Genomic DNA, 26,585 nt, shown 5'->3' with positions numbered 1-26,585 from the left:
CCCTACCCGTCGGTAACAGACTGCTGTTACCGCAAGTAACATACCGCTGGGAGGGACCATGGCCGAGTTCACGCTCGATCTCAACGACGACCAGAAGCAGGTGCGCGACTGGCTCCACGGCTTCGCCGCAGACGTGATGCGCCCCGCGGCGGCCGAGTGGGACGAGCGTGAGGAGACCCCCTGGCCGATCATCCAGGAGGCGGCCAAGCTCGGAATCTACTCCCTCGACTTCTACGCCCAGCAGTTCTTCGACCCGACCGGCCTGGGCATCCCGATGGCCATGGAGGAGCTGTTCTGGGGCGACGCCGGCATCGCCCTCTCCATCGTCGGCACCGGACTCGCCGCCGTCGGCGTCCTCGCCAACGGCACCGAGGAGCAGATCGGCACCTGGGTCCCGCAGATGTACGGCGACGCCGACGACGTCAAGGTCGCCGCCTTCTGCTCCTCCGAGCCCGACGCCGGCTCCGACGTGGCCTCCATGCGCACCCGCGCCGTCTACGACGAGGCCAAGGACGAGTGGGTGATCAACGGCACCAAGACCTGGGCGACCAACGGCGGCATCGCCAACGTCCACGTCGTCGTCGCCGTGGTCGACCCCGAGCTCGGCTCCAAGGGTCACGCCTCCTTCATCGTGCCGCCGAACACCCCCGGCCTCTCCCAGGGCCAGAAGTTCCAGAAGCACGGCATCCGCGCCTCCCACACCGCCGAGGTCGTCCTCGAGAACGTCCGGGTCCCCGGCCACTGCCTCCTCGGCGGCAAGGAGAAGCTCGACGAGCGCCTCGCCCGAGCCCGCGAGAAGGCCAGGCAGGCCGGCAACGGCGAGCGGGTGAAGAACGCCGCCATGGCCACCTTCGAGGCCTCCCGCCCCGCCGTCGGCGCCATGGCCGTCGGCACCGCCCGCGCCGCGTACGAGGTCGCCCTCGACTACGCGAAGACCCGCGAGCAGTTCGGCCGCCCGATCATCGACAACCAGGGCGTCGCCTTCCAGCTCGCCGACATGCGCACCCAGATCGACGCGGCCCGCCTGCTGGTCTGGCGCGCCTCCTGGATGGCGACCGCCGGCAAGCCCTTCACCTCGGCCGAGGGCTCGATGTCCAAGCTGTACGCGAGCGAGGTCGCCAAGAAGGTCACCGCCCAGGCCATCCAGATCCTCGGCGGCAACGGCTACACCCGCGAGTACCCGGTCGAGCGGATGCACCGCGACGCCGCGATCTACACCATCTTCGAAGGCGCGAGCGAGATCCAGCGCCTGGTCATCGCCCGCACCCTGTCCGGCATGCCGATCCGCTGACCCGCCGATCCCTCCCCCCCAGGCCGCCGGCTCGCGGTGCCGGCGGCCCCGAACTCCGGGGAGTCCAGGCCCCGGGGCCAGGACCCGGAGGGTCATACGACGCAGAACTCGTTGCCCTCCGGGTCCTGGAGCACCACCGCGTAGTGGTCCATGCCGTCCGGCTCGTCCATCGCGTACAGCACGGACGCGCCGAGCGCGGTCAGCCGGGCCACCTCGGCGTCCACCCGCTCCCGGCGCACGGCGAGCGGCACGGTCCGGCCGCCGCCGACCTTCAGGTCCAGATGCAGCCGGTTCTTGACCGTCTTCGGCTCCGGGACCCGCTGGAACCAGACCCGGGGGCCGGTGCCCTTCGGGTCCACAATGGACTCCGGGAGCTCCCCGGTGCCCTCCCCGAGCTCGTCCTCGGGGACACCGATCGCCCGCCAGTACGCGATCCAGCTCGCGTGCCCCTCCGGCGGCGGCTCCGGCTCGTACCGCAGGGCCTCGGCCCAGAAGGCGACCAGGCGCTGCGGATCGGCGCAGTCGACGGTGAGCTGCAGGGTCATCTCAGGTGCGTCCATGGCGGAAGCGTTCCAGAGACCACTGACAACGGCCCGCCGCGCCGACTACCGGCGGGTCACCTCCTGCGGCAGAATCGATCACGGGATCCGACCGGACGACTCCACCACCGGACCTCCCGACGGTCGGGCGAGCCGATCGTCGGACCCGGCCACGCCACCGCAACGCTCAGGGGGAACGGCACGATGGCGACGACCACCGCGCGGGCGATACCCGAACTCACGGGCGTCCCGCTGCTCGGCTCACTGCTCGACCTCAAGAACGACTCGCTCGGCACCTTCCTGAAGGCCCGCCGCGACCACGGGGACGTGGTCCGGATCTCCGCCGGGCCACCCGGCGCCCGGGCCACCGTCCACTGCGTCTTCTCCGCCGAGGGCGCCCAGCAGGTCCTCGCCGGCGACGCCGCCAACTTCCGCAAGGACAACGCCTTCTACCAGGAGATCCGGGAGTCCTTCGGCAACGGGCTGCTCACCAGCCAGGACGGCGACTACCTGCGCCAACGACGGCTCGTCCAGCCGCTGTTCACCCGCAGGAGCGTCGACACCTACGCCTCCGCCGTGGCGGCCGAGGTCACCCGGCTCACCGACACCTGGCGCGCCGGGGCCCGGGACTCCGTCGACGTCGTGCACGAGATGACCGGGTTCGCCCTGCGCGCCGTCGCCCGCATCCTCTTCGGCACCGACGTCGAGGCCGCCGTCGGCATCGTCGAGCGCTGCTTCCCCGTCCTCGGCGCCTACGTCTCCCGCCGTGGCTACTCGCCCCGCAAGCTCCCGCGCCACTGGCCCACCCCCGGAAACCGCCGGGCCGCCACCGCCCACGAGGAGCTCTACGCCGTCTGCGACCGCATCATCGCCGAGCGGCGCGCGGCCGGCGGCGACGGCCGGGAACGCGACCTGCTGACCCTCCTGGCCGCCGCCGGCAGCGACGAGGACGGCGGCTTCGACGCGGCCGAACTCCGTGAGCAGGTCCTGGTGTTCCTCCTCGCCGGTCACGAGACCACGGCCACCTCGCTCGGCTTCGCCCTGCACCTGCTCGCCCGCCACCCCGAGCAGCAGCGGCTCGCCCACGAGGAGTTGGACCGCGTCCTGGGCGGCCGCACCCCCGACGCCGCCGACCTCGACGCGCTGCCCTACCTCGGCCGCGTCCTCAAGGAGGCCATGCGGCTCTTCCCGGCCGCCCCGGCCATCGGGCGGCGGGCCGTCGAGGCCACCGAGATCGACGGGTACCTGATCCCCGCCGGGGCAGACGTGATCGTCTCCTCGTGGGTCACCCACCGGCACCCCCGCTACTGGGACGACCCGGAGCGCTTCGACCCCGACCGCTTCACCCCCGAGCGCGAGGCCGAACGCCCGCGCTACGCCTGGTTCCCCTTCGGCGGCGGCCCGCGCGCCTGCATCGGGCAGCACTTCTCGATGCTGGAGTCCGTGATCGCGCTCGCGATGATCCTGCAGGACTACGAGCTGGAGGCGATCGACACGCATGTGCCCCTCGGCTCCGCGATCACCCTCCAGGCCCTCGGCCCGGCCCGCTGCCGCTTGAAGCCCAGGCGGCGTTAGGCCCTGTCGTCGAACTCCCGTCGTTGCCCGGAGGGCGGACCCACGTCGTCAGGGCGTGCACGTGGTGCCGGCGGGGACCTTCCTCAGGGCGATCAGATAGTCCTCGACCTTCCTGTCGACACAGGCGTCGCGGCCGTACCCGGTGTGCCCCGGCGCCTGGAAGGACAGCAGCATGCCGCCGGGGAACTGCCGCGCCAGGCTCACCGCCTCGGCGTACGGCGTCGCCGGGTCGCCCGCCGTGCCCACGACGAGGACCGGCGGGACGCCCACCGCGTTCACCCGGTGCGGGCGGTCCGGACCGGCCGGCCAGTCCTTGCAGACGAGTTCGCCCGTCAGCCCCGTGGTGCCGTAGACACCGGCGGCCTTCTCGGCGGGAGCGAGCGCGTCCCAGTAGGCCCGGGCGTCGCGCGGGTGGGGGACGTCGAGGCAGTTGACGGCGATCAGAGCGGCCTCGGAGTTGTCCTCCGGGACGGCGGGCGCGGCGGGGTCACCGGAGTCGGCGGACCCGGCGGGCGATCCGGTCGCGTCGGATGACGCGTCGGGTGCCTCGGACGCGCCGGACCCGTCGGACGCCTCGGACCCGTCGGACGCGCCGGACCCGTCGGAGGCGTCGGTCCCGTCGGTCCCGTCAGTCCCGTCGGAGGTCTGCCCGTCGTCGCCCGGCTCCTCCTCCTCGCCCGCCTCCGTGGCCAGCGCCGCGAGCTTCGTACCGTCGCCGCCGTCCGCCGCGCGCAGGCCGGCGGACAGGCCCTCCCACTGTGCCTCCGGCGTGTACATGGACAGGCTGAGCGCGGAGATCAGACCGGCCGCGTCGAGTCCGTCCTCCGAGCCCTCGACCGGCAGCGGCTCGCGCTGCGTCCGCGCCACGAGGCGGTCGATCAGCGCCCGTATCTCCTGGGGGCCGGTGCCCGGGCAGCCCTGCTCGACGACGTCCGCACAGGTGCGCGCGTACGTGTCGACGGCGTCCCGGAAGCCCTTGGCCTGGCTCATCATGCGTTGCCGCCAGTCGAGCGCGGGGTCGACCGCCCCGTCCAGGACCATCGCGCGCACCCGGCGCGGGAACTGCTCGGCGTACGAGGTGCCCAGGCTCGTGCCGTACGACCAGCCGACGTACGTCAGCCGCCGCTCGCCCAGCGCCGCCCGCAGCACGTCCAGGTCCCGCGCCGCGTCGGCCGTACCGACGTGCGGGAGCAGCGGCCCACTGGCCTTCCGGCAGGCCTCGGCGGTGGCCCGCGCGTCGGCGAGGACTGCGGCGCGCTCGGCCTCGGTACGGGGGCGCAGCGGGACGCCGGCGGCCGGGGTCGCCGCGTCCTCGTCCGACCGTCCCGGGGGGACGCACGTGAGGGCCGGCCTGCTCTCGCCGACGCCGCGCGGGTCGAAGGCCACGACGTCGAACCGCTCGCGCACGCCCCGCCCGAGATCGTCGGCGAGGCCGTCCCTGAGGGCCTGGACGCCCCGCTCACCGGGTCCTCCCGGGTTGTAGACGAGGGAGCCGATCCGCCGGCCCGGCGTGGCCGTCGCGGCCTTGGCCACCGGCAGCACGAAGGTCTTCCCGTCCTCCGGGTGCGCGTAGTCCATGGGGACGGTGAGCGAGGCGCACCGCAGGTCGCCGCAGGGCCGCCAGGCGAGCTTCTGCCCGTAGAAGCGGCGCAGTTCGGGCCGCTCGGCCGGGTCGGGCCTGGCGGACGCGGCCCTGGGCCGGTCCCCGTCGGGACCGGGACCGGTCGTACAGCCGGCCGTCGACATGGCGCCGAGGACGGCGAGGGCCAGGACGAGGGCCGGACGGCGGCGGGCGGTGGCACGGATCACGAGGAGCTCCCCTTGGACGGTCGGTCCCGGAAGGATCACGCGCGGATGCTGAGGATTTCCTGAAGCGGGTGCCGGGGAAGGCGGCGGTGCGGGTGCGCGGGGGAGGCGGCGGGAGGGAGAGGACTCCGGGTACGGGCCCTGGCCGGCCCCTCAGCCCTCCCGTGAGTCCCGCGCCTCCTGTGAGTCCCGTGCCTCCCGTGAGTCCCGCGCCTCCCGTGAGTCCCGCGTCGGCAGGCGCAGCATGAACCGCGCCCCGCCGTGCTCTCCCTGTCCCGCCGTGAGGGTGCCGCCGTGCGCGTGCGCGATCCAGGAGGTGATGGAGAGGCCGAGGCCGGTGGAGCCGGAGCCGCTGCGGAAGCGTTCGAAGAGAGCGCCCGCGACCTCCGGCGGGAGCCCGGGGCCGGAGTCCTCGACCGTCACCGTGCCGTCGCGGGTGACCGTGATCAGGACGTCCGCCGGGAGCCCCGGCGCGTGGCCGTGGGCGAGGGCGTTGCCGAGCAGGTTGCCCACGGCGCGGCGCAGCAGGTCGGGGTCGGCGACCACGACCGTGTCCTCGGCGTCGATCCGTACCCGGTGTCCGCCCGTGGCGGCCTCGCCCGCCTCTTCGACGACCGCCTCGACCAACTGGTCGAGGCGCAGCGGCTGGCGGGCCAGGGTCGCCGTGCCGGACATCAGGCGGGCCCTGGTGAGCAGCCCGTCGACGAGCCGCCCCATGCCCTCCGCGAGGCGCAGGGTGCGCCGGTGCACGTCCGCGCTGTCCGTCTCGCCGCGCAGCGCGGTCTCGGCGAGGGTGCGCAGCGAGGCGGCCGGGGTGCGCAGGTCGTGCGCGGCGTCCGCGAGGAACGCCTCCTGCCGGCCCAGGGCGGCGAGAGCGGGCCGGACCGCCCGCCCGGACAGGGCGTGCCCGACGGCGGCGGACAGCAGGACGAGCAGGGCGCAGCCGCCCGACACGATCCACACCAGGCGCCGGTGCTCGTCCTGGGGCGCGCTCGCGTCGGCCGTCGTCACCAGGACGCCCTGGGGCGGCTCGTCGTCGGCGGCCTCGGCGGCGTAGAAGGGCAGCGCGAAGACCCGTACCGGGGTGCCGTCCGTCGTACGCCGGTCGAAGCCGCGTGGCTCCTCGGCCCGGGCGGCCGCGCGGCCGGCCGCCAGGACCACGCCGCGGCTCACGCTCAGGCAGGGCTTGGCCGGGGCGTGCTGGACGGTGAGGTCCTCGGGGTCGGCGCCGTCGACGAGGAGCACGGTCAGCGGCGGGCAGTCGATGTTCATGGTGTCGGCGAGGACGGCCGTGTCCAGGCGTCCGTCCGCGTCGGTCTCCAGGAGCCCGAGGGCCCAGCTGCTGTCCGCGTCCATCGCGTGGTCGAGCTGCTCGCGCCAGCGGCCGCTGTCGCTGCGCACGGCGAGCAGCGCCATCGCGATCAGGCCCACGGCGCTGGTCAGCGCGAACAGCAGGCTGATCCGGCGCCGCAGCCGCAGCACCCGCTCCGTCGGCGTGAGCGGCCGCGACCGGCGCGTAGGGCGGCCGCTCACCGGGCGGCGTCGGGCGCGAGCCGGTAGCCGACCCCGCGCACGGTGTGGATCAGCGGCGGGTCGCCGAGCTTGCGGCGGAGCTGGGAGACGAGCACCTCCAGGACGTTGGACTGCGGCTCGGCCATCTCGTCCCAGCAGCTCTCGATCAGCTCGGCTCGCGGGACCGCCTGGTCGGCGCGGGCGGCCAGCACCTCCAGGACGGCGAACTCCCTGCTCGTCAGGGTCAGCAGCACACCGCCGCGGCGCACGTGCCGGCGCGCCGTGTCGATCTCCAGGTCGCCGACCTGGTGCACCGGCGGCCGTACCACCGCGGCGCGGCGGCACAGGCTGCGCACGCGGGCGACCAGCTCGGGCACGGCGAACGGCTTGACGAGGTAGTCGTCACCACCGCTCGCGAAGCCGGCCACCCGGTCGGCGACGGTGTCGCGCGCGGTCAGGAACAGCACGGGCACGCCGCGGCCGGCGCGCCGCAGGCCCTCGACGTAGCCGGCGGCGTCCCCGGACGGCAGCATCCGGTCGAAGACCGCGCAGTCGTACGCGGTGACGAACAGCGCCTCGTCCGCCTGCGGCAGATCGGCCGCCTCGTCGACGGCGAGCCCGGCGGCCCGCAACGCGGCGGCCACACCGAACCGGAGGTTTTCGTCGTCCTCGACGAGCAGTACGCGCACGCCGCACACCCTAGGCGGACTCCGCTCCCTGAGCCATGGCCGGCACCCGGCTCAGGTTCCAGAGCCGGCACCCGGCACCCGGCTCAGGTTCCGTGGCCCGGCACCCGGCTCAGGTTCCGGGGAGGATGCGGCGCGTCTCGTAGGCCCACATCGCGATCTCGACCCGGTTACGGGCGCCGAGTTTGGCCATCAGGCTGGCCAGATGCGTCTTCACGGTGCTGAGGCTGATGTGCAGCGCGTCGGCGATCTCGGTGTTGGTCAGCCCGCGAGCGACGGCGAGGAGCACCTGCTCCTCGCGGGCGGTGACGGGGGAGACCGGCTGGGCCACGGGCCGCCCGGCGGGCAGGTCCGCGAACGCCTGGAGCAGACGGACGGTGACGCTGGGCGCGATGAGCGCCTCACCGTCGGACGCCGACCGTACGGCCTGCGCCAGAAGGTCCGGTCCCGTGTCCTTGAGGAGGAATCCGCGGGCGCCGGCCCGCAGGGAGCCGTAGACGTACTCGTCGAGGTCGAACGTGGTGATGACGACCACGGCCGGCGGGTCGGCGACGCCCGGGCCGGCGACCAGCCGGGTGGCCTCGAGCCCGTCGAGCACGGGCATGCGGATGTCGAACAGGCAGACGTCGGGGCGTAGTTCGCGGGCCAGACGGACCGCTTCCCGTCCGTCGGCGGCCTCGCCGACCACCTCGATGCCGGGCTGGGCGTTCAGCATGATCCGCAACCCGGTGCGGATGATCGTCTGGTCGTCAGCGACGAGGACGCGAATGGACACCGCTCTCGCTCCTCGCTCTCGGCAGTTCGGCGTCGACATGCCAGCCCCGGTCGGTGCCCGGGCCGGCTCGTAGTGTGCCGCCCAGCAGGGTCGCGCGCTCGCGCAGTCCGGTAAGTCCGTATCCGTCGCGACCCCGGCCGGTGCGCCGGCCGTTGTCGCGCACGCTCACCCGCACCGTGTGCCGTTCGGCGGCGACCCGGACGACGAGCTCGGTCGCGTCGACCGCATGGCGCAGCGCGTTGGTCACCGACTCCTGCACGATCCGGTAGACGGCCGCGTCCACGGCCGGGGGCAGCGCGTCCAGTTCGCCGTCGAGCCCCAGGTCGACCCTGAGGCGACCACCCGGGGTGCGCACCAGGCGCTCCAGATCCGCGACACCGGCAGGGGGCGCCAGCTCGGCGCCGACCCCGCGGTCGCGCAGCGCGGCGACCATGGCGCGCATCTCCTCCAGCGTGCGCGCCCCTTCCTCCTCGACCCCCTCCAGCGCCTCGACGGCGGCGGACGGGTCGGTGCCCGCGAGCACCCGGCCCGCCTGGGCGATGATCACCATGGCCGAGACGTGGTGGGCCACCGTGTCGTGCAGTTCCCGGGCGAGCTGCTCGCGCTCGCGGGAGCGCACCTGCTCCAACTGCCGCTCGCGGGCGGTCACCCAGAGCCGCACGGCGGCCCCGACCACGCCGGGCACCAGCAGGAAGGCGAAGCCCACGAGCTTTTCGACGACCGGGGTCCCGTCCGTGACGACACACAGCGCGCCGACCGCGAGGATCACCGCGCCGCCCAGCACGATCTCGCGTCCTGATCCCCACCGGGGCAGCGCGTACACCAGCACGAGCACGACCACGCCGGTGTACAGGCCGACGGGCTCGCGCGGTGCGGCGACGAGCGAGGCCAACGGAGGCAGGGCCACCGAGCCGAACGCCAGCGTCACCATCGCCAGCGGGCGGGTCCGGCGCCACAGGGGCAGCAGGCAGAGCCAGACCGCCGACACCACCGCCACCGGGCGCCACACGACGTTCTCGCGCAGGGTGGCCTCCAGCACCACACCGCTCAGACCCACGGCGAGCAGCGCCCAGTCCCGCCACACCCGGGCGGGCGCGTCGGGCGGCCGGGGTTCGGTCCACAGGGTTCGCAGGTCGTCTCGGAGCACGGTTCTCAGCCTAGGGACCGCGGCGTGCCGCGCATCGGCCGAAAGGACGGGTCGTCACTCCGCCCCGGGGCCGACGGATCCGCGGCCCGCGGGCCGATGTCGCGGAGAGCCGTGGCGGCGAGCCTCGGCATCGGCGGCCGTACAAGGACGGCCGACCGAGGTGGTTGGAGGACCCGATGCTCTCGAAAGCCCTGTTGCGCCTGGGCGCAAGCGCCGCCCGCCATCCCTGGCGGGTGATCGCGGCATGGCTGATGGCCGCCACGCTCGCCGTCCTCGCCGCCGTCGCCTTCGGTGGGCGGACCGCGGACTCGATGACCGCTCCGGGACTGGACTCCCGGCAGGCCGCGGAACTGATCGAGCGGGCAGGCACCGGCCAGGAGGGGATGACCGCCCAAGTGGTCGTCACCCCCCTCCACGACGGTGCGACGTTCTTCGACGACGACGGCGCGCGCACCGCTCTCACGCGGCTGCGGGCCGAGATGAGGCGGCTGCCGCACGTGCTCGGCGCGAGCGACCCGGCGGGGGCGCTCGAGGCGGGCGGGGACACCGCCGTGCGCGGCGGCCTCGTCTCGGCCGACGGGCGGATCGCGGTCGTCCGGGTGCAGTACCCCGACCAGAGCCGGCTGTCGGCCGAAGACCTGGACGCCCTCGTCGAACTCGGCGACCGGCTGCGCGCCGAGCTGCCGCTGCGCATCGAGATGGGCGGGAGCCTCTTCTACGCCTTCTCGGACCCCGACGGCGGCGTGAGCGAGCTGATCGGCCTCCTCGCCGCGGCCGCGATCCTGTTCCTGGCGTTCGGTTCGCTCGTCGCCGCCGCGCTGCCGATCGGCATGGCGGTCTTCGGACTGACCGTCGGGGTCGCCACGATGACGGTACTGGCGGGGGTGACGGACGTCCCGGCCTTCGCTCCTGTCCTGGGCAGCATGGTCGGGCTCGGCGTGGGCATCGACTACGCGCTGTTCGTGCTCGCCAGGCACCGGGAGTACCTCGCGCGCGGGCTCGATCCCCGCGAGGCGGCGGGGCGAGCGGTGGCCACGGCGGGGCGGCCGGTGGTCTTCGCCGGCGGCACCGTCGTCGTGTCGATCCTCGGCCTGGCGGTCGCGAACGTGCCGTTCATGACGGTGGGCGGGGTCGCCGTCTCGATCGTCGTCCTGACGATGGTGCTCGCGTCGGTGACGCTGCTGCCGGCCTTCCTCGGCGCGGCGGGCCCGCGCCTGGCCCGGGCCGGCCGGATCGGCCGGGCACTTCGGGCGGGGCGGCCGGGCCGATTCGGGCGACGGCGGGACCCGGAGGCGGGCGCCGTCCCCGCCGCCGGGTGGCGGCGCTGGATCGGCCACGTCAGCCGGCACCCGGTGCCGTACGCGATCGGCGCGGCGGGGCTGCTGCTGACCGCGACGCTGCCCGTGCTCGGCCTGCGCGTCGGCCTGCCCGACGACGGCTCACTGCCCCCCAGCCGTACCGAGCGCCGCGCCTACGACCTCGTCGCCGAGGGGTTCGGGCCGGGTACCAACGGTCCCCTCGTCATCGCCGCGGACCTCGCCGGTGATCCGGGAGTGCTGGACCGACTCGTCGGGGCGGTCACGGCGGATCCGGGCATCGCGTCCGTCGCGCCGACGCACATCGATCGGGCCACCGGCATCGCGACCCTCGTGGTGTTCCCGACCACCAGCCCTCAGGACAAGGCCACGACCGACACCATCGCCCGGCTGCGCACCGAGGTGCTGCCCACGGCCATCGGGGACGGCCCGGCCAGGGCCCACGTCGGCGGCGCCGCCGCCGGCCTGTCCGATGTGGGCCGACGCACCAGCCAACGCCTGCCCGCGTTCGTCGCCGCCGTGCTGGCGATGTCGTTCCTGCTGCTGATGCTGGTCTTCCGCTCGATACTCGTACCGCTCAAGGCGGTACTGCTGAACCTGCTGAGCATCGGCGCGTCCTACGGCATCATGGTCGCGGTCTTCCAGTGGGGCTGGGGAGGCGCACTCATCGGGCTGGAAGCGACGGTTCCGATCGTGTCGTTCATCCCGATGTTCCTCTTCGCCATCCTGTTCGGCCTGTCGATGGACTACGAGGTGTTCCTCCTCTCCCGCGTGCGGGAGGAGTACCTGCGCACCGGCGACAACGGCACGGCGATCGTCGAGGGCGTCTCGCGCACCGCCCGGATCATCACCTCGGCCGCCCTCATCATGGTGGCGGTCTTCCTGTCCTTCGCCGTCGCCGAGGACCCCTCCGCCAAGATGTTCGGGCTCGGCCTGGCCACCGCGATCTTCGTCGACGCCACGGTCGTACGCATGGTGCTGGTGCCGGCGACCATGACACTCCTCGGCCGGACCAACTGGTGGCTCCCGAAGTGGCTGGACCGGATGCTCCCCCGCGGCCCGGTCGGCACCGACGACACCGACGCGGAAGCCACGGGTGAGGCCCCGCGGCCACGGCTGGTCGACCGCTGACTCGACTCCGGACCGGTCGGCGGCCTGGTCCCTCTTGTCCGGGACGACCGCCTCGATACGGCGTTTGCGCAGGTGGACGCGGTTTCCAGGGGACGGGTACGCCTTGTCCCCGGCGACCGCGTCCGGCCCGGACGCGGGGTTGATCACGACTCGACCCGATACGCGCCCTAGCCGCGCGTCGCCACGATCACCGTGGCGTACAGCTCCTCGTCCTCCAGGACCCGGGCCGTCAGGCCGTGCTCGGTGACCGCCTTCACCGCCCGGTCGGCCTGCCGTTCGCTGGTCTCCACCAGGAGGTGCCCGCCCGGGGCCAGCCACTCCGCCGCCCCGGCCGCTACCCGGCGCAGCACGTCCAGGCCGTCCGTGCCGCCGTCGAGGGCGACCCGCGGCTCGTGCTCACGGGCCTCGGCGGGGAGCAGGGCCACGTCCTCGCTGGGGACGTACGGGACGTTCGCGACCAGCACCTCGATCCAGCCGCGCAGCGCCTCCGGCAGCGGCTCGAAGAGATCGCCCTCGTAGACCCGGCCGCCGCGCGGCTCCACGTTGCGGCGGGCGCAGCGCACCGCCGCCGGCTCGATGTCGGAGGCGTACACCTCGGCGCCCTCGACGGACGCGAGCAGCACCGCGCCCGCCGCGCCCGAGCCGCAGCACAGGTCGACGCAGACGGCGCCCGGCCGGGCCAGGGAGACCGCCTGGGCGACCAGGAACTCCGTACGCCGGCGCGGCACGAAGACGCCGCCGTCGACCTCGATCCGCAACCCCCCGAACGCGGCCCAGCCCACGACGTGTTCGAGGGGCAGGCCCGCGGCCCGCCGCTCGACCATCGCGTCGAGCTCGGCCGCACCGGCCGCCGCCGCGCGCAGCAGTTCCGCCTCTTCCTCGGCGAAGACGCAGCCCGCGGCCCGCAGCCGCTCCACCACCCCCAGGTCAGGCAAGCTGGGCCTCGATCGCCGCGACGACCTCCGGGGCCTCCGGCTCGGTGCGCGGACGGAACCGGGTGACCACGCCGTCCCGGCCGACGAGGAACTTCTCGAAGTTCCACTGCACGTCACCGGCCTCGCCCTCGGCGTCCGCGACCTTGGTGAGCTCGGCGTACAGCGGGTGCCGCCCCTCGCCGTTGACCTCGGTCTTCTCCAGGAGCGGGAAGCTCACGCCGTACGTCGCCGAGCAGAACGTCCCGATCTCCTCCGCGGTCCCCGGCTCCTGGCCCGCGAACTGGTTGCAGGGCACGCCGAGCACGGTGAAGCCGCGCTCCCCGTACTCCTTCTGCAGCCGCTCCAGACCGGCGTACTGCGGGGTGAGACCGCACTGGGAGGCCACGTTCACCACCAGGACCGCGTGGTCGCGGTAGTCGGCGAGGGAGATCGGGTCACCGGTGAGGGTCTTCAGCGGAATCTCGTACAGGCTCATGGACAGCTCCTTGGGGGAAATGAGGTTTGATCTCAGCATGGGAGAAGAACCGCTGGCAATCGACATCGATTCCGTGCCCCCGCCGGAGGGCCCGCGGCGCGTGTGGTGCCGGCTGTGCGGGCGCCCCCTGACCGGCGCCGACTCCCGCCGCACCGGACTGGGCCCGTCCTGCGACGCCAAGCTCCACCCGCCGGGCCCGGACATCCGCACCCGGCGCCACGAGGTCGAGCAGGACCCGCTGCCGGGGACCTGAGGCGCGCCCGGTGGATCGGGGCCGGCCGGGCCCGGGAACCTACAGCTTCCGGAACAGCCCCTCCTGCACCACCGACACCAGCATCCGCCCCTCGCGGTCGTAGATCCGGCCGCGGGCCAGGCCGCGGCCGTCCGTCGCGATGGGGGACTCCTGGTCGTAGAGGAACCACTCGTCGGCGCGGAACGGGCGGTGGAACCACATCGCGTGGTCGAGGGACGCCATGTCGAAGCCGCGGGGACCCCAGAGCGGCTCGACCGGGATGCGGACCGCGTCGAGCAGCGTCATGTCCGAGGCGTAGGTGAGGGCGCAGGTGTGCACCAGGGGGTCGTCGCCCAGGGGCCCGACCGCGCGCATCCAGACCGCGCTGCGCGGGTCCGCGTCCTGGACCTCCTCCTTCGTCCAGCGCAGCCGGTCCACGTAACGGATGTCGAAGGGCTGGCGGCGGGCCATCCGCTCCAGGGCCTCCGGCAGGGCGCCGAGGTGGTCCTTGATCTCGTCCGCGAGCCTCGGCAGGCTCTCCGGGTCGGTGAGGTGCCGGGGCGGCAGCTGGTGCTCGAAGGCGCCCTCCTCCGGGAGGTGGAACGAGGCCGTCAGATTGAAGATCGTCCGGCCCTCCTGGATCGCGGTGACCCGGCGGGTGGTGAACGAGCGCCCGTCGCGCACCCGCTCCACCTGGTACACGATCGGTACGCCGGGCCGGCCCGGGCGCAGGAAGTAGGCGTGCAGCGAGTGCACCGGGCGATCGTCGTCCACGGTGCGGCCGGCCGCCACCAGGGCCTGGCCGGCGACCTGCCCGCCGAAGACCCGCTGCAACGACTCCTGCGGACTGCGGCCGCGGAAGATGTTCACCTCGATCCGCTCCAGGTCGAGCAGATCCACGAGCCTCTCGGCGGGATTCGTCACCTCATGCCCTTTCCACGGGAGTGCCTGCAGCTGTCCGATTCCACAGCAGTGCCTACAGCTGTCCGACCGACGTCACGCGGACGACCGCGCGGCCCTCCTCGTCCGAGGCCGCCAGGTCCACCTCCGCGCTGATGCCCCAGTCATGGTCGCCGTTCGGGTCGGCGAAGGTCTGCCGGACGCGCCAGACGCCGTGCGCCGGGTCCTCCTCGATGGACAGCAGCTTCGGGCCGCGCGCGTCCGGACCCGTACCCAGGTCGTCGTACTCGTCCCAGTACGCGTCCATCGCCTCGCCCCACGCGTCCGCGTCCCAGCCGGACTCCGCGTCCATCTCGCCGAGCTCGTCCACGTGGTCGAGCGCCGCCAGCTCCACCCGGCGGAACATCGCGTTGCGCACCAGCACCCGGAAGGCGCGGGCGTTCGCGGTGACCGGCTTGACCTGGTCGGCCTTCTCCTGGGCCTCCTCCGCGCTCTCCAGCTCCGGATTGGCCAGCTGCTCCCACTCGTCGAGCAGCGAGGAGTCGACCTGCCGCACCATCTCGCCCAGCCAGGCGATCAGGTCCTCCAGGTCCTCGGTCTTCAGGTCGTCCGGGATCGTGTGGTCGAGCGCCTTGTACGCGCTCGCCAGATAGCGCAGCACGATGCCCTCGGTGCGCGCCAGCTCGTAGAACGAGGTGAACTCGGTGAAGGTCAGCGCCCGTTCGTACATGTCGCGGATCACCGACTTCGGCGACACCGGGTGGTCGCCGACCCAGGGGTGCGACTTGCGGTAGACGTTGTACGCGTGCCACAGCAGCTCTTCGAGCGGCTTCGGGTACGAGATCTCCTGGAGCCGCTCCATGCGCTCCTCGTACTCGACCCCGTCGGCCTTCATCGCGCCGACCGCCTCGCCGCGCGCCTTGTTCTGCTGGGCGTGCAGGATCTGGCGCGGGTCGTCGAGGGTCGACTCGACGACCGACACCATGTCGAGCGCGTACGACGGGGACTGCGGGTCGAGCAGGTCGAAGGCGGCCAGCGCGAAGGTCGACAGCGGCTGGTTGAGCGCGAAGTCCTGCTGCAGATCGACCGTCAGACGGATCGTGCGGCCCTCGGCGTCCGGGGTGTCCAGCTGCTCCACGACCCCGCCGTCGAGCAGTGAGCGGTAGATCGCGATGGCCCGGCGGATGTGCTTGAGCTGGTTCTTGCGCGGCTCGTGGTTGTCCTCCAGGAGCTTGCGCATGGCCTCGAAGGCGTTGCCGGGGCGCGCGATCACCGAGAGCAGCATGGTGTGGGTGACCCGGAAGCGGGAGGTCAGCGGCTCCGGCTCGGCGGCGATCAGCTTCTCGAAGCTGCTCTCGGTCCAGCCGACGAAGCCCTCCGGGGCCTTCTTGCGGACCACCTTGCGGCGCTTCTTCGGGTCGTCGCCCGCCTTGGCGAGCGCCTTCTCGTTCTCGATCACGTGCTCCGGCGCCTGCGCCACCACGAAGCCCGCGGTGTCGAAGCCGGCCCGGCCGGCCCGGCCCGCGATCTGGTGGAACTCACGGGCGCGCAGCGTCCGCACCCGGTTGCCGTCGTACTTGGTGAGCGCGGTGAAGAGCACCGTGCGGATCGGCACGTTGACGCCGACACCGAGGGTGTCCGTGCCGCAGATGACCTTCAGCAGACCCGCCTGGGCCAGCTTCTCCACCAGGCGCCGGTACTTCGGCAGCATGCCCGCGTGGTGCACGCCGATGCCGTGCCGGACGTACCGGGAGAGGTTCTTGCCGAACTTCGTGGTGAAGCGGAAGTTGCCGATCATCTCGGCGATGGCGTCCTTCTCCTCGCGCGAGCACATGTTGATGCTCATCAGCGACTGCGCGCGCTCCACGGCCTGCGCCTGCGTGAAGTGGACGATGTAGACGGGCGCCTGCTTCGTCTCCAGGAGCTCGGTCAGGGTGTCCGTGATCGGCGTGAGCCGGTACTCGTACGACAGCGGGACCGGCCGGGTCGCGGAGCGGACCACCGCGGTCGGCCGCCCGGTCCGCCGGGTCAGGTCCTTCTCGAACATCGACACGTCGCCGAGCGTCGCCGACATGAGGACGAACTGCGCCTGCGGCAGCTCCAGGATCGGGATCTGCCAGGCCCAGCCGCGGTCCTGCTCCGCGTAGAAGTGGAACTCGTCCATGACGACCTGGCCGATGTCGGCGTTCTTGCCGTCGCGCAGCGCGATGGAGGCGAGCACCTCGGCGGTGCAGCAGATGACGGGCGCGTCCGCGTTCACGGACGCGTCGCCGGTCAGCATGCCGACGTTCTCGGTGCCGAAGATCTTGCACAGGTCGAAGAACTTCTCCGACACCAGCGCCTTGATCGGTGCCGTGTAGAACGTGACCTGGTCATTGGCCAGCGCCGTGAAGTGCGCCCCGGCCGCCACCAGCGACTTTCCCGACCCGGTGGGGGTCGACAAAATCACGTTGGCCCCCGAGACCACCTCGATCAGCGCCTCCTCCTGGGCCGGGTAGAGCGTGATGCCCCGGTCCTCCGCCCATGAGGAGAAGGCCTCGAAGAGGGCGTCGGGGTCGGCGGTCGGCGGCAGCTGATCGATAAGGGTCACGCCCCCATCTTGCCTGGATTCCGCCCGGAGGAGGGAACCGGCCGTCGCATCGAAGATCACGGACGATAGGCTGGCCCGTCGACCGGACGTCAACTGGGCGCCGGCGCACGAGAAACGGGGCGGGACGACCATGATGGGACCGGCGCACTCGCTGTCCGGAGCGGCGGCCTGGCTGGGCGTCGGTGCGGCCGCGGCGGCCTTCGACCACCCCATGCCGTGGCCGGTTCTGGTGGTCGGCGCGCTCCTCTGCGCGGGTGCGGCCCTCGCCCCCGACCTGGACCACAAGTCGGCCACCATCTCGCGCGCCTTCGGTCCGGTCTCGCGCGGGCTGTGCGAGATCGTCGACAAGCTGTCGTACGCCGTCTACAAGGCCACCCGCTCCGCCCAGGACCCGCGCCGCTCCGGTGGCCACCGCACCCTCACGCACACCTGGGTGTGGGCGGTGCTGATCGGCGCCGGCTGCTCCGTCGCCGCCGTGACCGGCGGCCGCTGGGCGGTCCTCGCGATCCTCTTCGTCCACCTCGTCCTCGCCGTCGAGGGCCTGCTGTGGCGGGCCGCCCGGATGTCCAGCGACGTCCTGGTCTGGCTGCTCGGCGCCACCAGCGCCTGGATCCTGGCGGGCGTCCTCGACCAGCCCGGCAACGGCGCCGGCTGGCTCTTCACCGAGCCCGGCCAGGAGTACCTGTGGCTGGGCCTGCCGATCGTCCTGGGCGCCCTCGTCCACGACATCGGCGACGCCCTGACCGTCTCCGGCTGCCCGATCCTGTGGCCCATCCCGGTCGGCCGCAAGCGCTGGTACCCGATCGGCCCGCCGAAGGGCATGCGCTTCCGGGCGGGCAGCTGGGTGGAGCTGAAGGTGCTGATGCCGGCGTTCATGCTGCTGGGCGGGGTGGGTGGGGCTTCGGCGCTCGGCTTTCTCTAGGGGGCCCGGCCGTTCCTACGGCGAGGGGTCCTACGGGTGTGGGCTGAGGTTGTGGGCTTCTGCGGGTGTGGGTTGAGGTTGTGGGCTTCTGCGGGTGGCGGTTGAGGGTGTGGGCTTCTGTGGGTGTGGGTTGAGGTTGTGGGCTTCTGCGGGTGGCGGTTGAGGGTGTGGGCTTCTGCGGGACCAGGGCTGCACCGGGTGACCGGTGCGGCCCCTTCGCATGCCGCGGCGCTTACCCGTGCCCGTGCCAGGAGCGCCACAGTGCCGCGTACGCTCCGTCGGCCGCCACCAGTTCGTCGTGCCGGCCCAGTTCGCTGATGCGGCCGCCCTCGACCACGGCGATCAGATCGGCGTCGTGCGCCGTGTGCAGCCGGTGGGCGATGGCGACGACCGTACGGCCGTCCAGGACGCGGGCCAGCGAGCGTTCCAGGTGCCGGGCCGCGCGCGGGTCGAGCAGCGAGGTCGCCTCGTCGAGGACCAGCGTGTGCGGGTCGGCCAGGACGAGGCGGGCCAGGGCCACCTGCTGCGCCTGGGCCGGGGTGAGGGCGTGGCCGCCCGAGCCGACCTCGATGTCCAGGCCGCCGTCGAGGGCCCGCGCCCAGCCGTCCGCGTCGACCGCCGCGAGCGCCGCCCACAGCTCGGCGTCCCCGGCGCCCGCCCTGGCGAGCAGCAGGTTGTCGCGGAGCGAGCCGACGAAGACGTGGTGTTCCTGGTTGACCAGGGCCACGTGCTCGCGGACCCGCTCGGCCGGCATCCGCGCGAGCTCCGCCGAGCCGAGGGTGACCGTGCCCGAGCGCGGGGCGTAGATGCCGGCGAGCAGCCGGCCGAGCGTCGACTTGCCGGCGCCCGACGGGCCGACCAGGGCCAGCCGGGTGCCCGGCGCGACCTGCATCGACACCCGGTGCAGCACGTCGACGCCCTCCCGGTAGCCGAACCGCACCTCGTCGGCGCGGACCTCCCGCCCCTCCGGGCGTACGGTCACGTCGCCGGCCTCGGGCTCGATGTCCCGCACGCCCACCAGCCGCGCCAGCGACACCTGGGCCACCTGCAGCTCGTCGTACCAGCGCAGGACGATCCCGATCGGGTCGACCAGCATCTGGGCGAGCAGGGCGCCCGTGGTCAGCTGCCCCACGTCCATCCAGCCCTGGAAGACGAGCAGCCCGCCGATCACCAGGACCCCGGTGAGCACGAGGGTGTGGGTGAGGGTGACCACGGGGAACAGCACCGAGCGCAGATAGAGCGTGTAGCGCTCCCACGCGGTCCATTCGCGCACCCGCCGGTCGGACAGCTCGATCCGGCGCCCGCCGAGGCGGTGCGCCTCCACAGTGCGGCCCGCGTCCACGGTCTCCGCCAGGGACGCGGCCACCGCCGCGTACCCGGCGGCCTCCGAGCGGTACGCGGCCGGCGCACGCCGGAAGTACCAGCGGCAGCCGACGATCAGCAGCGGCGCGGCGAGCAGCAGCGCCACCGCCAGCGGGGGCGCGGTCACCGCGACCCCGCCGATCAGCAGCGCCGCCCACACCACGCCGATGACGAGCTGCGGCACGGCCTCGCGCATGGCGTTGGCCAGCCGGTCGACGTCGGTCGTGATCCGGGACAGCAGATCGCCGGTCCCGGCCCGCTCCAGGACGCCCGGCGGCAGCGCCACCGCGCGGACGAGGAAGTCCTCGCGCAGGTCGGCCAGCATCTCCTCGCCGAGCATCGCGCCGCGCAGCCGGACCGACCGGACGAAGACCGTCTGGATCAGCAGGGCGACGCAGAACAGGGCGGCGGTGCGCTCCGGACGCAGCTCCCGGGCCCCGGCGGTGAGCGCGTCGACGACGGAGCCGAGGAGGTACGGCCCCGCCATCGAGGCGGTCACGGCGATCGCGTTGACCACGACGAGGGCCGCGAACGCGCCCCGGTGGCGGCGCAGCAGGTCCCGGACGTACCCCCGCACCGTGGCGGCGGTGCCGACCGGCAGCGTCGTCGCCGACCGGGGGGCCGCGGGGTCGTACGACGGCGGCGCCACGGCGATCATGCCGTCTCTCCTTCCAGCTCGTCTTCCCGTTCCTTCAGCTCGCGCCACTCGGCGTCGAGCCCCAGCTCCTCGGCCCCCACGGCGTCCGTCCCGGGCCTGCTCCGGCCGACGCGCCCGTCCTCCGCCCGAGCCGCGGGTGCGTCCTCCGCCCCGGCCGCGCGTCCGTCGTCCGCCCCGTCCCCGGCGCGTTCGTCGTCCGTCTCGCGGGTGACGACGGCCCGGTAGCGGGGTTCGGCGGCCAGCAGCTCGCGGTGGGTGCCGGCCGCGACGGCCCTGCCGCCGTCGACCAGGACGACCCGGTCGGCCAGGTCGAGCAGCAGCGGCGAGGAGGCCAGGACGACGGTCGTCCGGCCGGCCCGCAGCCGCTTGATCCCGGCGGCCACCCGGGCCTCGGTGTGCGAGTCGACCGCCGAGGTCGGCTCGTCCAGGACCAGCACACCGGGGTCGGTGACCAGGGAGCGGGCCAGCGCGAGCCGCTGGCGCTGGCCGCCGGACAGCGACCGGCCGCGCTCGGTGATCCGGGTCCGCATCGGGTCGCCGCCGGTGTCCACGGAGGCCTGCGCGAGGGCGTCGAGCACGTCCCCGCACTGGGCCGCCTCCAGTGCCTCGGCCGCCGCCACCTGCCCGGAGGACGGCACGTCGAGGAGCTGCGCGAGCGTGCCGGAGAGCAGCACCGGGTCCTTGTCCTGGACGAGGACCGCGGCCCGCGCGGCGTCGAGGGGCAGCTCGTCGAGGGCCACGTCCCCCACCAGCACCGAGGCGTGGTCCTCGCCCGGGTCAGCCGGATGCCCGCCGAGCCGGTCGGCGAGCCGGCCGGCCGCGTCCGGATCCCCGCAGACCACCGCGGTGAGACTCCCGGCCGCCGCGCGCACCCCGGTCACCGGGTCGTACAGGTCGCCGACCGGCACCTCCCGGGGAGCCCCGGCCGCCGGGCCCGTCGTACGGGACAGGGCGAGCACCCGCGCGGCACGCCGGGCCGACGGGCGGGAGAAGGAGTACGCCATGGCGATCTCCTCGAACGTCCGCAGCGGGTGGTGGGTGAGCGCCACCGCGCCGTACACCGTGACCAGTTCGCCGACCGTGATCCGCCCGTCGAGCGCCAGCCGCGCGCCGTACACGATCACGCCGACCAGCAGCACGCCCGGCAGCAGCACCTGGATCGCCGCGATGAGCGCCCACATCCGGGCGCTGTGCACGGCGGCCCGGCGCACCTCCTGGGAGGCGGCCCGGTAGCGGCCGAGGAACAGCTCCTCGCCGCCGATCCCGCGCAGGACGCGCAGCCCGGCGACGGTGTCGGAGGCCAGCTCGGTGGCCCGGCCGGCCTTCTCGCGCTGGGCGTCGGCCCGGCGGGTGGCGCGGGGGAGCAGCGGCAGGGCGGCCAGCGCGAGGACGGGGACGCCGAGCGCGACGACCACGCCCAGGTCCGGCTGGTAGAGCACGAGTCCCCCGCAGACGAGCAGCAGGGCGACGGCGGCGGACGCGAAGCGGGAGGCCGCCTCGACGAACCAGCCGATCTTCTCCACGTCGCCGGTGGAGACGGCCACGACCTCGCCCGCCGCCACCCGACGCGTCAGCACGGACCCGAGTTCGGCGGTCTTGCGCGCCAGCAGCTGCTGGACCCGGGCGGCCGCGGTGATCCAGTTGGTGACGGCCACCCGGTGGACCATCATGTCGCCGGCCGCGATGGCCAGGCCGAAGGCGACGAGCAGCCCGATGCCGAGGCCGAGCCGGCCGCCGTCGCGGTCCACGACCGCCTGTACGGCGATTCCGACCCCGAGCGGCAGCCCGGCGATGCCGAGCTGCAGCAGCAGACCCCACAGCAGGCACTTCACCTGACCGCCGAGCTGTGCCCGGCCGAGCCACAGCAGGAACCGCGGGCCCGAGCGGACGTCCGGGTCCCCTGGGTCGGCGTACGGAAGATCGCGAATCTGCATGCTGTCCCAGCGCTTTCGACCGATCGCTCGTACCGGTCCGGTGAGGTCTCGAACCGATCCAGACTCGCGCCGCCGGAGAGCGCTCGGCAATCGATTTTCCGGCGAACGGGTTTCCCGGCATCCGGGAACAGATCCCGCCAAGCCGGGCCCACGCCCTCTGGACCGCGTCCGCAGCCCCGCGCTTCACTCACGACCCATGAGACAACGGAAGATCACGAGCCTGATCGGCGGGCTCACCCTGGCCGCCGGACTGCTGCTCGCCGCCCCCGCGGCCCACGCGGACGAGGCCCCGACCCCGCCGGCCGAGTTCACCACCGACTGGCACGACCCGGTCACCGCCGCGCCGCCGATCGCCACCCCCGGCACCCGCACCTGCCAGGTGACGCTCGCCGAGGTCCAGTTCCGCGACTTCACGCCGTACAAGGGGAGTTACGCCCCGCCCAAGGAGTGCGGCACCCGCTGGAACAAGGTGGTCCTTCGCCTGGAAGGCAAGGTGAAGGGCCGTCAGTACGACCGCCTCGGCTATCTCACCGTCGGCGGCGTGGAGATCCTCCGCACCTCCACCCCCGAGCCCTCGCCCGAGGGCATCGCCTGGTCGGTCGAGAAGGACGTCACCCGCTACCGCGACACCCTGAGCCGCCCCGGGGCCGTGGAGATGCTCATCGGCAACGTCGTCAACGACACGTACACCGGGGTCCTCGACATCCGCGTCACCCTCACCTTCCACACCGCCCAGGGCAAGGTGAAGCCCGCCGCCGGCACCCCCGACCGGGTCCTGCCGCTCACCGACGCCACCCTCACCACCCCGCGGAACACCGAGCGGATCCTCGCCGAGGTGTACGCCACCGGCTCGGGCGGCGGCTGCGAGGAGTTCTGGTACCTCACCGTCCCCGACGCCGCGCCGTACTCCTGCAAGGCCACCGACGGCCCGTACCGCGAGGTGCGGATATCCGTCGACGGGAAGCTCGCGGGCATCGCCGCCCCCTTCCCGCACGTCTGGACCGGCGGCTGGTCCAACCCCTTCCTCTGGTACGTGACCCCCGCTCCGCGCGCCTTCGACGTCCAGCCGGTCGTCTACGACCTCACCCCGTTCGCGGGCGTCCTGAACGACGGCCGCGCCCACCGCGTCGAGGTCTCCGTGGCCGGCGTCCCGGCCGGCCAGACCGGCTGGAGCGTGCCGGCCAACGTGCTGCTGTGGCAGGACGAGGGCAGCGCGGTCGTCACCGGAGCCCTCGACCGGCACGAGTCCGGCACCCCGCGCAACTCCGCGGTGTACACCGCCGGTTCGCCCGACGTCCTGGAGACCACGGGCGGCCACACCCTCACCGTCGCCGGCCACCTGAACACCTCGCACGGCCGGGTCGCCACCACCGTCACCCGCACCGTCGACCACCGGTCCACCCACCGCTGGGGCGCCGACGAGAACCCGGACGCGCTCAGCGCGTACTGGACCGACGACGAGACGGTGACCGTCGGCCGGACCACCACCCGCACCCGGCGCAGCTACACGATGGACGGCGAGATCGGCATCGGCGCGGATGACCGGCTGCGGACCGTCCTCACCGTCGGCGACCGGGCCGCCGTCAGCGTCGTCCGCGACGGCAGGCGCCTGTCCTGGTCGCGCCTCGACGACACGTACACCGGTGATGCCTCCTTCACCCTCGGCGTCCCGCGCGAGCAGCGCCACGCGATCGGCACCAGTGCCGAGCGCTACCGCGTGTACGGCTCCGACGGCTGCTACGACCGCTCGCTGAAGACCGTCCAGGGCACGCTCGTCGAGGACCTGCGGCGCTGCTGACCGCCCGAGCGCGTGCGGTGTCCCGGCCCGCGGGCCCGGGCACCGCACGCGCGGCTACGGCCGGGTCGCGCGCTCCAGCTCCAGCAGCGCCGAGTAGTACGTGCGGCCCGTTGCGCGGTCCATGCCGACCTCGCACATGCGGTTGGCCGACAGGTGCGCGTCGAAGGCGCGCGCGGTGACCTCGGCGGCCTCCCGCGCGGTGGCGGACGCGGTCAGTTCCGGGTGGAGCATGCCCCGGTCGCCCGCGAAGGCGCAGCAGCCCGCGTCGACCGGGACGAGCACCTCGTCGGCGCACGCCTCCGCGAGCGCGGTCAGCCGGTCCTCGTCGCCCAGGTGCCGCATGGAGCAGGTGGGATGGACCACCGCCGAGGCCACCCGGTGCCGCACGTCGAGCCGGGGCAGCAGCTCGTCCGCGGCCCAGACGAGCGAGTCGAGCACGGTCAGCTCGGCGTGCAACTCCCGGTTGTCGTCGGTGAGACAGGGCACGACGTCGTGGGCGAGGCCCAGGGTGCACGAGGAGGCGTCGACGACCAGGGGCAGCCGGCCGCCGGCGGTCCAGCCCCAGGCGGCCTCGACGATCCGGTTGGCCATCACCTCGTTGCCCCGCTCGTACCCCTTGGAGTGCCAGATCGTCGCGCAGCACGTGCCCGCCACGTCGTCCGGGATCCACACCGGGCGCCCCGCGCGGGCGGACAGCGCCACCACGGCTTCGGGGAGCGACGGGCCTTCCAGGCCGTCCGGATTGCCGAAGATCCGGTTCACGCAGGCCGGGTAGTAGACGGCGACCGCGGACGGCCGGTGGGTGCGGGGGAGCCGGCGAGCGGCGGGCCCCGGGATCTCGGGCAGCCACTCCGGTACGAGATCGGGCCGTACGAGCCTGCGGGCGAACCCGGTCGCCGACTCCACGAGCCGGTCGCCCAGCCGCGCGCCGGCGCCCACCGCGAGCCGCGCGGCGGCCTCCACGGCGCGGAAGTTCCGGGCGGCGAGGGCGGCGGCGCGCTCCTCGCGCGGGGAGTGCCGCTCGTGCCGGAACTCCCTCATCAGCGCGCCCGTGTCGATGCCGACCGGGCAGGCCAGCCGGCACGTGGAGTCGCCGGCGCACGTGTCGACGGCGTCGTAGCCGTACGCCTCCAGGAGCCGCCTCTCGACCGGGGCGCCGTCGGCCTGCCGCATCATCTCCCGGCGCAGCACGATGCGCTGGCGCGGAGTGGTCGTCAGGTCGTGGCTGGGACAGGTCGGTTCGCAGAAGCCGCACTCGATGCACGGATCGGCGACCGGCTCCACGACGGGGATGGTCTTCAGACCGCGCAGATGCGCCTGCGGATCGCGGTCCAGGACGATCCGGGGCGCCAGCACCCCGTCGGGGTCGATGACCTCCTTGGTGCGCCACATCAGTTCGGTCGCCTTGGGCCCCCACTCCAGCTCCAGGAAGGGCGCGATGTTACGGCCGGTGGCGTGCTCGGCCTTCAGCGAGCCGTCGAAGCGCTCCACGGTCAGCTTGCAGAACTCGTCCATGAACGCCGCGTACCGCTCGACGTCGCCCGGGTCGCCGGCGTCGAACGCGAGCAGGAAGTGCAGGTTGCCGTGGGCGGCGTGACCGGCGACGGCGGCGTCGAAGCCGTGCCGCTCCTGGAGGTCGAGCAGCTCGGCGCAGGCCTCGGCGAGCCGCGCGGGCGGCACCGCGAAGTCCTCCGTGATCAGGGTCGTACCCGGGGGGCGTGACCCGCCGACCGCGGTCACGAAGGCCCTGCGGGCCTTCCAGTAGCCGGCGACGGTCCGCGCGTCCCGGGTGAAGGCGTTGCGTACCGAGGCGACCGGCGCGACGAGCTCCAGGTGCTCCAGGACCCGGGCCGCCGCCTCCTCGTACGCCTCCTGCGCGGCCTCGTTGGGCGCCCGGAACTCCACGAGCAGGGCGGCCGTCTCCCTGGGCAGCTCCGCCCAGTCGGCGGGCACGCCCGGCACGCGCACCGAGGCCCGGAGCGTGTTGCCGTCCATCAGCTCGACGGCCAGGGCGCCCGCCTCGTTGAAGCGCGGCACGGCTGCGGCGGCGGCCGGCAGCGACGGGAAGAAGAGCAGCGCCGTGGAGACCCTCCGGTCGAGGGGGAGCGTGTCGAAGACGGTCTCGGAGATGAAGCCGAAGGTGCCCTCGGAGCCCACCATCAGTCCGCGCAGGATCTCGACCGGGGTGGCGCCGTCGAGGAAGGCGTCGAGCCGGTATCCGTTGGTGTTCTTGATCGCGTACTTGGCGCGGATCCGTGCCGTGAGCTCCGGATCCGCCTCGATCTCCGCCTTCAGCGCCATGAGTCCGGCGCACAGCCGGGGGTCCGCGCGGGCGAGTTCGGCGTCGGCCCGCGGGTCGGCGGTGTCGACGACGGTGCCGCTCGGCAGGACGAAGGTGAGCGAGGCGAGCGTGCGGTACGCGTTGCGGGTGGTGCCCGCCGTCATGCCCGAGGCGTTGTTGGCCACCACGCCGCCGATCGTGCAGGCGACGGCGCTCGCCGGGTCGGGGCCGAGCACCCGGCCGTACGGGGCGAGCGCCGCGTTGGCGCGGACGACCGTGGTGCCCGGCAGGATCCGGGCGCGGGCGCCGCCGTCCAGCACCTCGACACCCGCCCAGTGGCGGCGCACGTCGACCAGGATGTCCTCGCCCTGCGCCTGCCCGTTGAGGCTGGTCCCGGCGGCCCGGAACACCACCTCGCGGCCCTTGCCGTGCGCGTACGAGAGGACCGCGGACACGTCGTCGATGTCCTCGGCCATCACCACGACCTGCGGCACGAAGCGGTAGGGACTGGCGTCGGAGGCGTAGCGGACCAGATCGGAGACCCTCGACAGCACCTTGTCCGCGCCGAGGAGGGTGACCAGCTCCTCCCGCAGGTGCTTCTGGGTGCCCCGGGCCTGGAGGTCCGGCACCCGGTCGGGCGCCGGCCGCCGCTTGGTACCGGCTCGCAGCGTCCGCGGATTCGGCTCCAGTGCGGGCATGGTCAGGGCTCCCCTCCGGCGT

At 73.7% G+C, this 26,585-nt stretch carries 19 protein-coding genes; 6 read left to right on the top strand and 13 right to left on the bottom strand.

What is annotated here, in order from left to right:
- The first annotated feature begins 58 nt into the window (after positions 1-58).
- Positions 59-1,291, top strand: coding sequence for an acyl-CoA dehydrogenase family protein (locus tag ACIGXE_RS14005; RefSeq protein ID WP_399746865.1), 1,233 nt, complete (start codon positions 59-61; stop codon positions 1,289-1,291).
- A 92-nt stretch (positions 1,292-1,383) separates the two neighbouring features.
- On the opposite strand, the gene ACIGXE_RS14000 is transcribed toward ACIGXE_RS14005, so the two are convergent.
- The gene (locus tag ACIGXE_RS14000) at positions 1,384-1,851 is read right to left on the bottom strand and encodes a VOC family protein (RefSeq protein WP_399746863.1); all 468 of its coding nucleotides are present in this window, start codon (positions 1,849-1,851) and stop codon (positions 1,384-1,386) included.
- Positions 1,852-2,034: 183 nt separating this feature from the next.
- On the opposite strand from ACIGXE_RS14000, the gene ACIGXE_RS13995 reads away from it, so the two are divergent.
- Positions 2,035-3,405 (top strand): cytochrome P450, encoded by a 1,371-nt coding sequence (locus ACIGXE_RS13995; RefSeq protein WP_399746861.1) that lies wholly within the window; start codon positions 2,035-2,037, stop codon positions 3,403-3,405.
- 48 nt (positions 3,406-3,453) lie between these two features.
- On the opposite strand, the gene ACIGXE_RS13990 is transcribed toward ACIGXE_RS13995, so the two are convergent.
- The 5 genes from ACIGXE_RS13990 to ACIGXE_RS13970 form a co-directional block, all read right to left on the bottom strand.
- Positions 3,454-5,253 (bottom strand): alpha/beta fold hydrolase, encoded by a 1,800-nt coding sequence (locus ACIGXE_RS13990; protein WP_399746859.1) that lies wholly within the window; start codon positions 5,251-5,253, stop codon positions 3,454-3,456.
- Positions 5,254-5,364: 111 nt separating this feature from the next.
- Complete coding sequence (locus ACIGXE_RS13985) at positions 5,365-6,744, bottom strand: sensor histidine kinase (protein WP_399746857.1); 1,380 nt, start codon at positions 6,742-6,744, stop codon at positions 5,365-5,367.
- Entirely contained in the window at positions 6,741-7,412 is a 672-nt protein-coding gene (locus ACIGXE_RS13980) for a response regulator transcription factor (RefSeq protein WP_399746855.1), read from the bottom strand. The genes ACIGXE_RS13985 and ACIGXE_RS13980 overlap by 4 nt, the downstream gene beginning before the upstream one ends.
- 109 nt (positions 7,413-7,521) lie before the next feature.
- Positions 7,522-8,184: a response regulator gene (locus ACIGXE_RS13975; RefSeq protein ID WP_399746853.1), complete on the bottom strand. Its 663-nt coding sequence runs from the start codon at positions 8,182-8,184 to the stop codon at positions 7,522-7,524.
- Positions 8,159-9,331, bottom strand: a complete 1,173-nt coding sequence (locus ACIGXE_RS13970) for a sensor histidine kinase (RefSeq protein ID WP_399746851.1) — start codon at positions 9,329-9,331, stop codon at positions 8,159-8,161. The genes ACIGXE_RS13975 and ACIGXE_RS13970 overlap by 26 nt, the downstream gene beginning before the upstream one ends.
- 176 nt (positions 9,332-9,507) lie before the next feature.
- Here ACIGXE_RS13970 and ACIGXE_RS13965 point away from each other — a divergent pair, with 176 nt between their 5' ends.
- Positions 9,508-11,778, top strand: coding sequence for an MMPL family transporter (locus ACIGXE_RS13965; protein WP_399746849.1), 2,271 nt, complete (start codon positions 9,508-9,510; stop codon positions 11,776-11,778).
- Between the two features lie 167 nt (positions 11,779-11,945).
- Here the strand turns inward: ACIGXE_RS13965 and ACIGXE_RS13960 are convergent, their stop codons facing one another.
- Entirely contained in the window at positions 11,946-12,713 is a 768-nt protein-coding gene (locus tag ACIGXE_RS13960) for a putative protein N(5)-glutamine methyltransferase (RefSeq protein ID WP_399746847.1), read from the bottom strand.
- Positions 12,706-13,188 (bottom strand): glutathione peroxidase, encoded by a 483-nt coding sequence (locus ACIGXE_RS13955; RefSeq protein ID WP_399746845.1) that lies wholly within the window; start codon positions 13,186-13,188, stop codon positions 12,706-12,708. Before ACIGXE_RS13955 ends, ACIGXE_RS13960 begins: the two co-directional genes overlap by 8 nt.
- A gap of 37 nt (positions 13,189-13,225) precedes the next feature.
- Here ACIGXE_RS13955 and ACIGXE_RS13950 point away from each other — a divergent pair, with 37 nt between their 5' ends.
- Entirely contained in the window at positions 13,226-13,441 is a 216-nt protein-coding gene (locus ACIGXE_RS13950; RefSeq protein ID WP_399746843.1) for a DUF6011 domain-containing protein, read from the top strand.
- Positions 13,442-13,480: 39 nt separating this feature from the next.
- Here the strand turns inward: ACIGXE_RS13950 and ACIGXE_RS13945 are convergent, their stop codons facing one another.
- Both ACIGXE_RS13945 and ACIGXE_RS13940 read right to left on the bottom strand, forming a co-directional pair.
- Positions 13,481-14,344, bottom strand: coding sequence for an acyl-CoA thioesterase (locus tag ACIGXE_RS13945; RefSeq protein WP_399746841.1), 864 nt, complete (start codon positions 14,342-14,344; stop codon positions 13,481-13,483).
- A 52-nt stretch (positions 14,345-14,396) separates the two neighbouring features.
- The gene (locus ACIGXE_RS13940; protein WP_399746839.1) at positions 14,397-16,970 is read right to left on the bottom strand and encodes a DEAD/DEAH box helicase; all 2,574 of its coding nucleotides are present in this window, start codon (positions 16,968-16,970) and stop codon (positions 14,397-14,399) included.
- 70 nt (positions 16,971-17,040) lie between these two features.
- Between ACIGXE_RS13940 and ACIGXE_RS13935 the strand changes: the two genes are divergently transcribed.
- Complete coding sequence (locus tag ACIGXE_RS13935; RefSeq protein WP_399746837.1) at positions 17,041-17,832, top strand: metal-dependent hydrolase; 792 nt, start codon at positions 17,041-17,043, stop codon at positions 17,830-17,832.
- A gap of 232 nt (positions 17,833-18,064) precedes the next feature.
- On the opposite strand, the gene ACIGXE_RS13930 is transcribed toward ACIGXE_RS13935, so the two are convergent.
- Together ACIGXE_RS13930 and ACIGXE_RS13925 are read right to left on the bottom strand one after the other, a co-directional pair.
- Positions 18,065-19,852, bottom strand: coding sequence for an ABC transporter ATP-binding protein (locus tag ACIGXE_RS13930; protein WP_399746835.1), 1,788 nt, complete (start codon positions 19,850-19,852; stop codon positions 18,065-18,067).
- Positions 19,849-21,786 (bottom strand): ABC transporter transmembrane domain-containing protein, encoded by a 1,938-nt coding sequence (locus tag ACIGXE_RS13925; protein ID WP_399746833.1) that lies wholly within the window; start codon positions 21,784-21,786, stop codon positions 19,849-19,851. The genes ACIGXE_RS13930 and ACIGXE_RS13925 overlap by 4 nt, the downstream gene beginning before the upstream one ends.
- 196 nt (positions 21,787-21,982) lie before the next feature.
- Here ACIGXE_RS13925 and ACIGXE_RS13920 point away from each other — a divergent pair, with 196 nt between their 5' ends.
- The gene (locus tag ACIGXE_RS13920; RefSeq protein WP_399746831.1) at positions 21,983-23,584 is read left to right on the top strand and encodes a peptide-N4-asparagine amidase; all 1,602 of its coding nucleotides are present in this window, start codon (positions 21,983-21,985) and stop codon (positions 23,582-23,584) included.
- 54 nt (positions 23,585-23,638) lie between these two features.
- On the opposite strand, the gene ACIGXE_RS13915 is transcribed toward ACIGXE_RS13920, so the two are convergent.
- Positions 23,639-26,563 carry an FAD-binding and (Fe-S)-binding domain-containing protein gene (locus ACIGXE_RS13915; protein ID WP_399746829.1) on the bottom strand — a complete coding sequence of 975 codons (2,925 nt, stop codon included), beginning with the start codon at positions 26,561-26,563 and terminating at the stop codon, positions 23,639-23,641.
- Positions 26,564-26,585: the final 22 nt, after the last annotated feature.

The sequence above is a fragment of the Streptomyces sp. NPDC053431 genome (assembly GCF_044544925.1).
In the GTDB taxonomy this organism is placed as follows: Bacteria; Actinomycetota; Actinomycetes; order Streptomycetales; family Streptomycetaceae; genus Streptomyces.
Note: the sequence above shows the minus strand (reverse complement) of the source record. Positions and strands in the feature narration are given on the sequence as shown.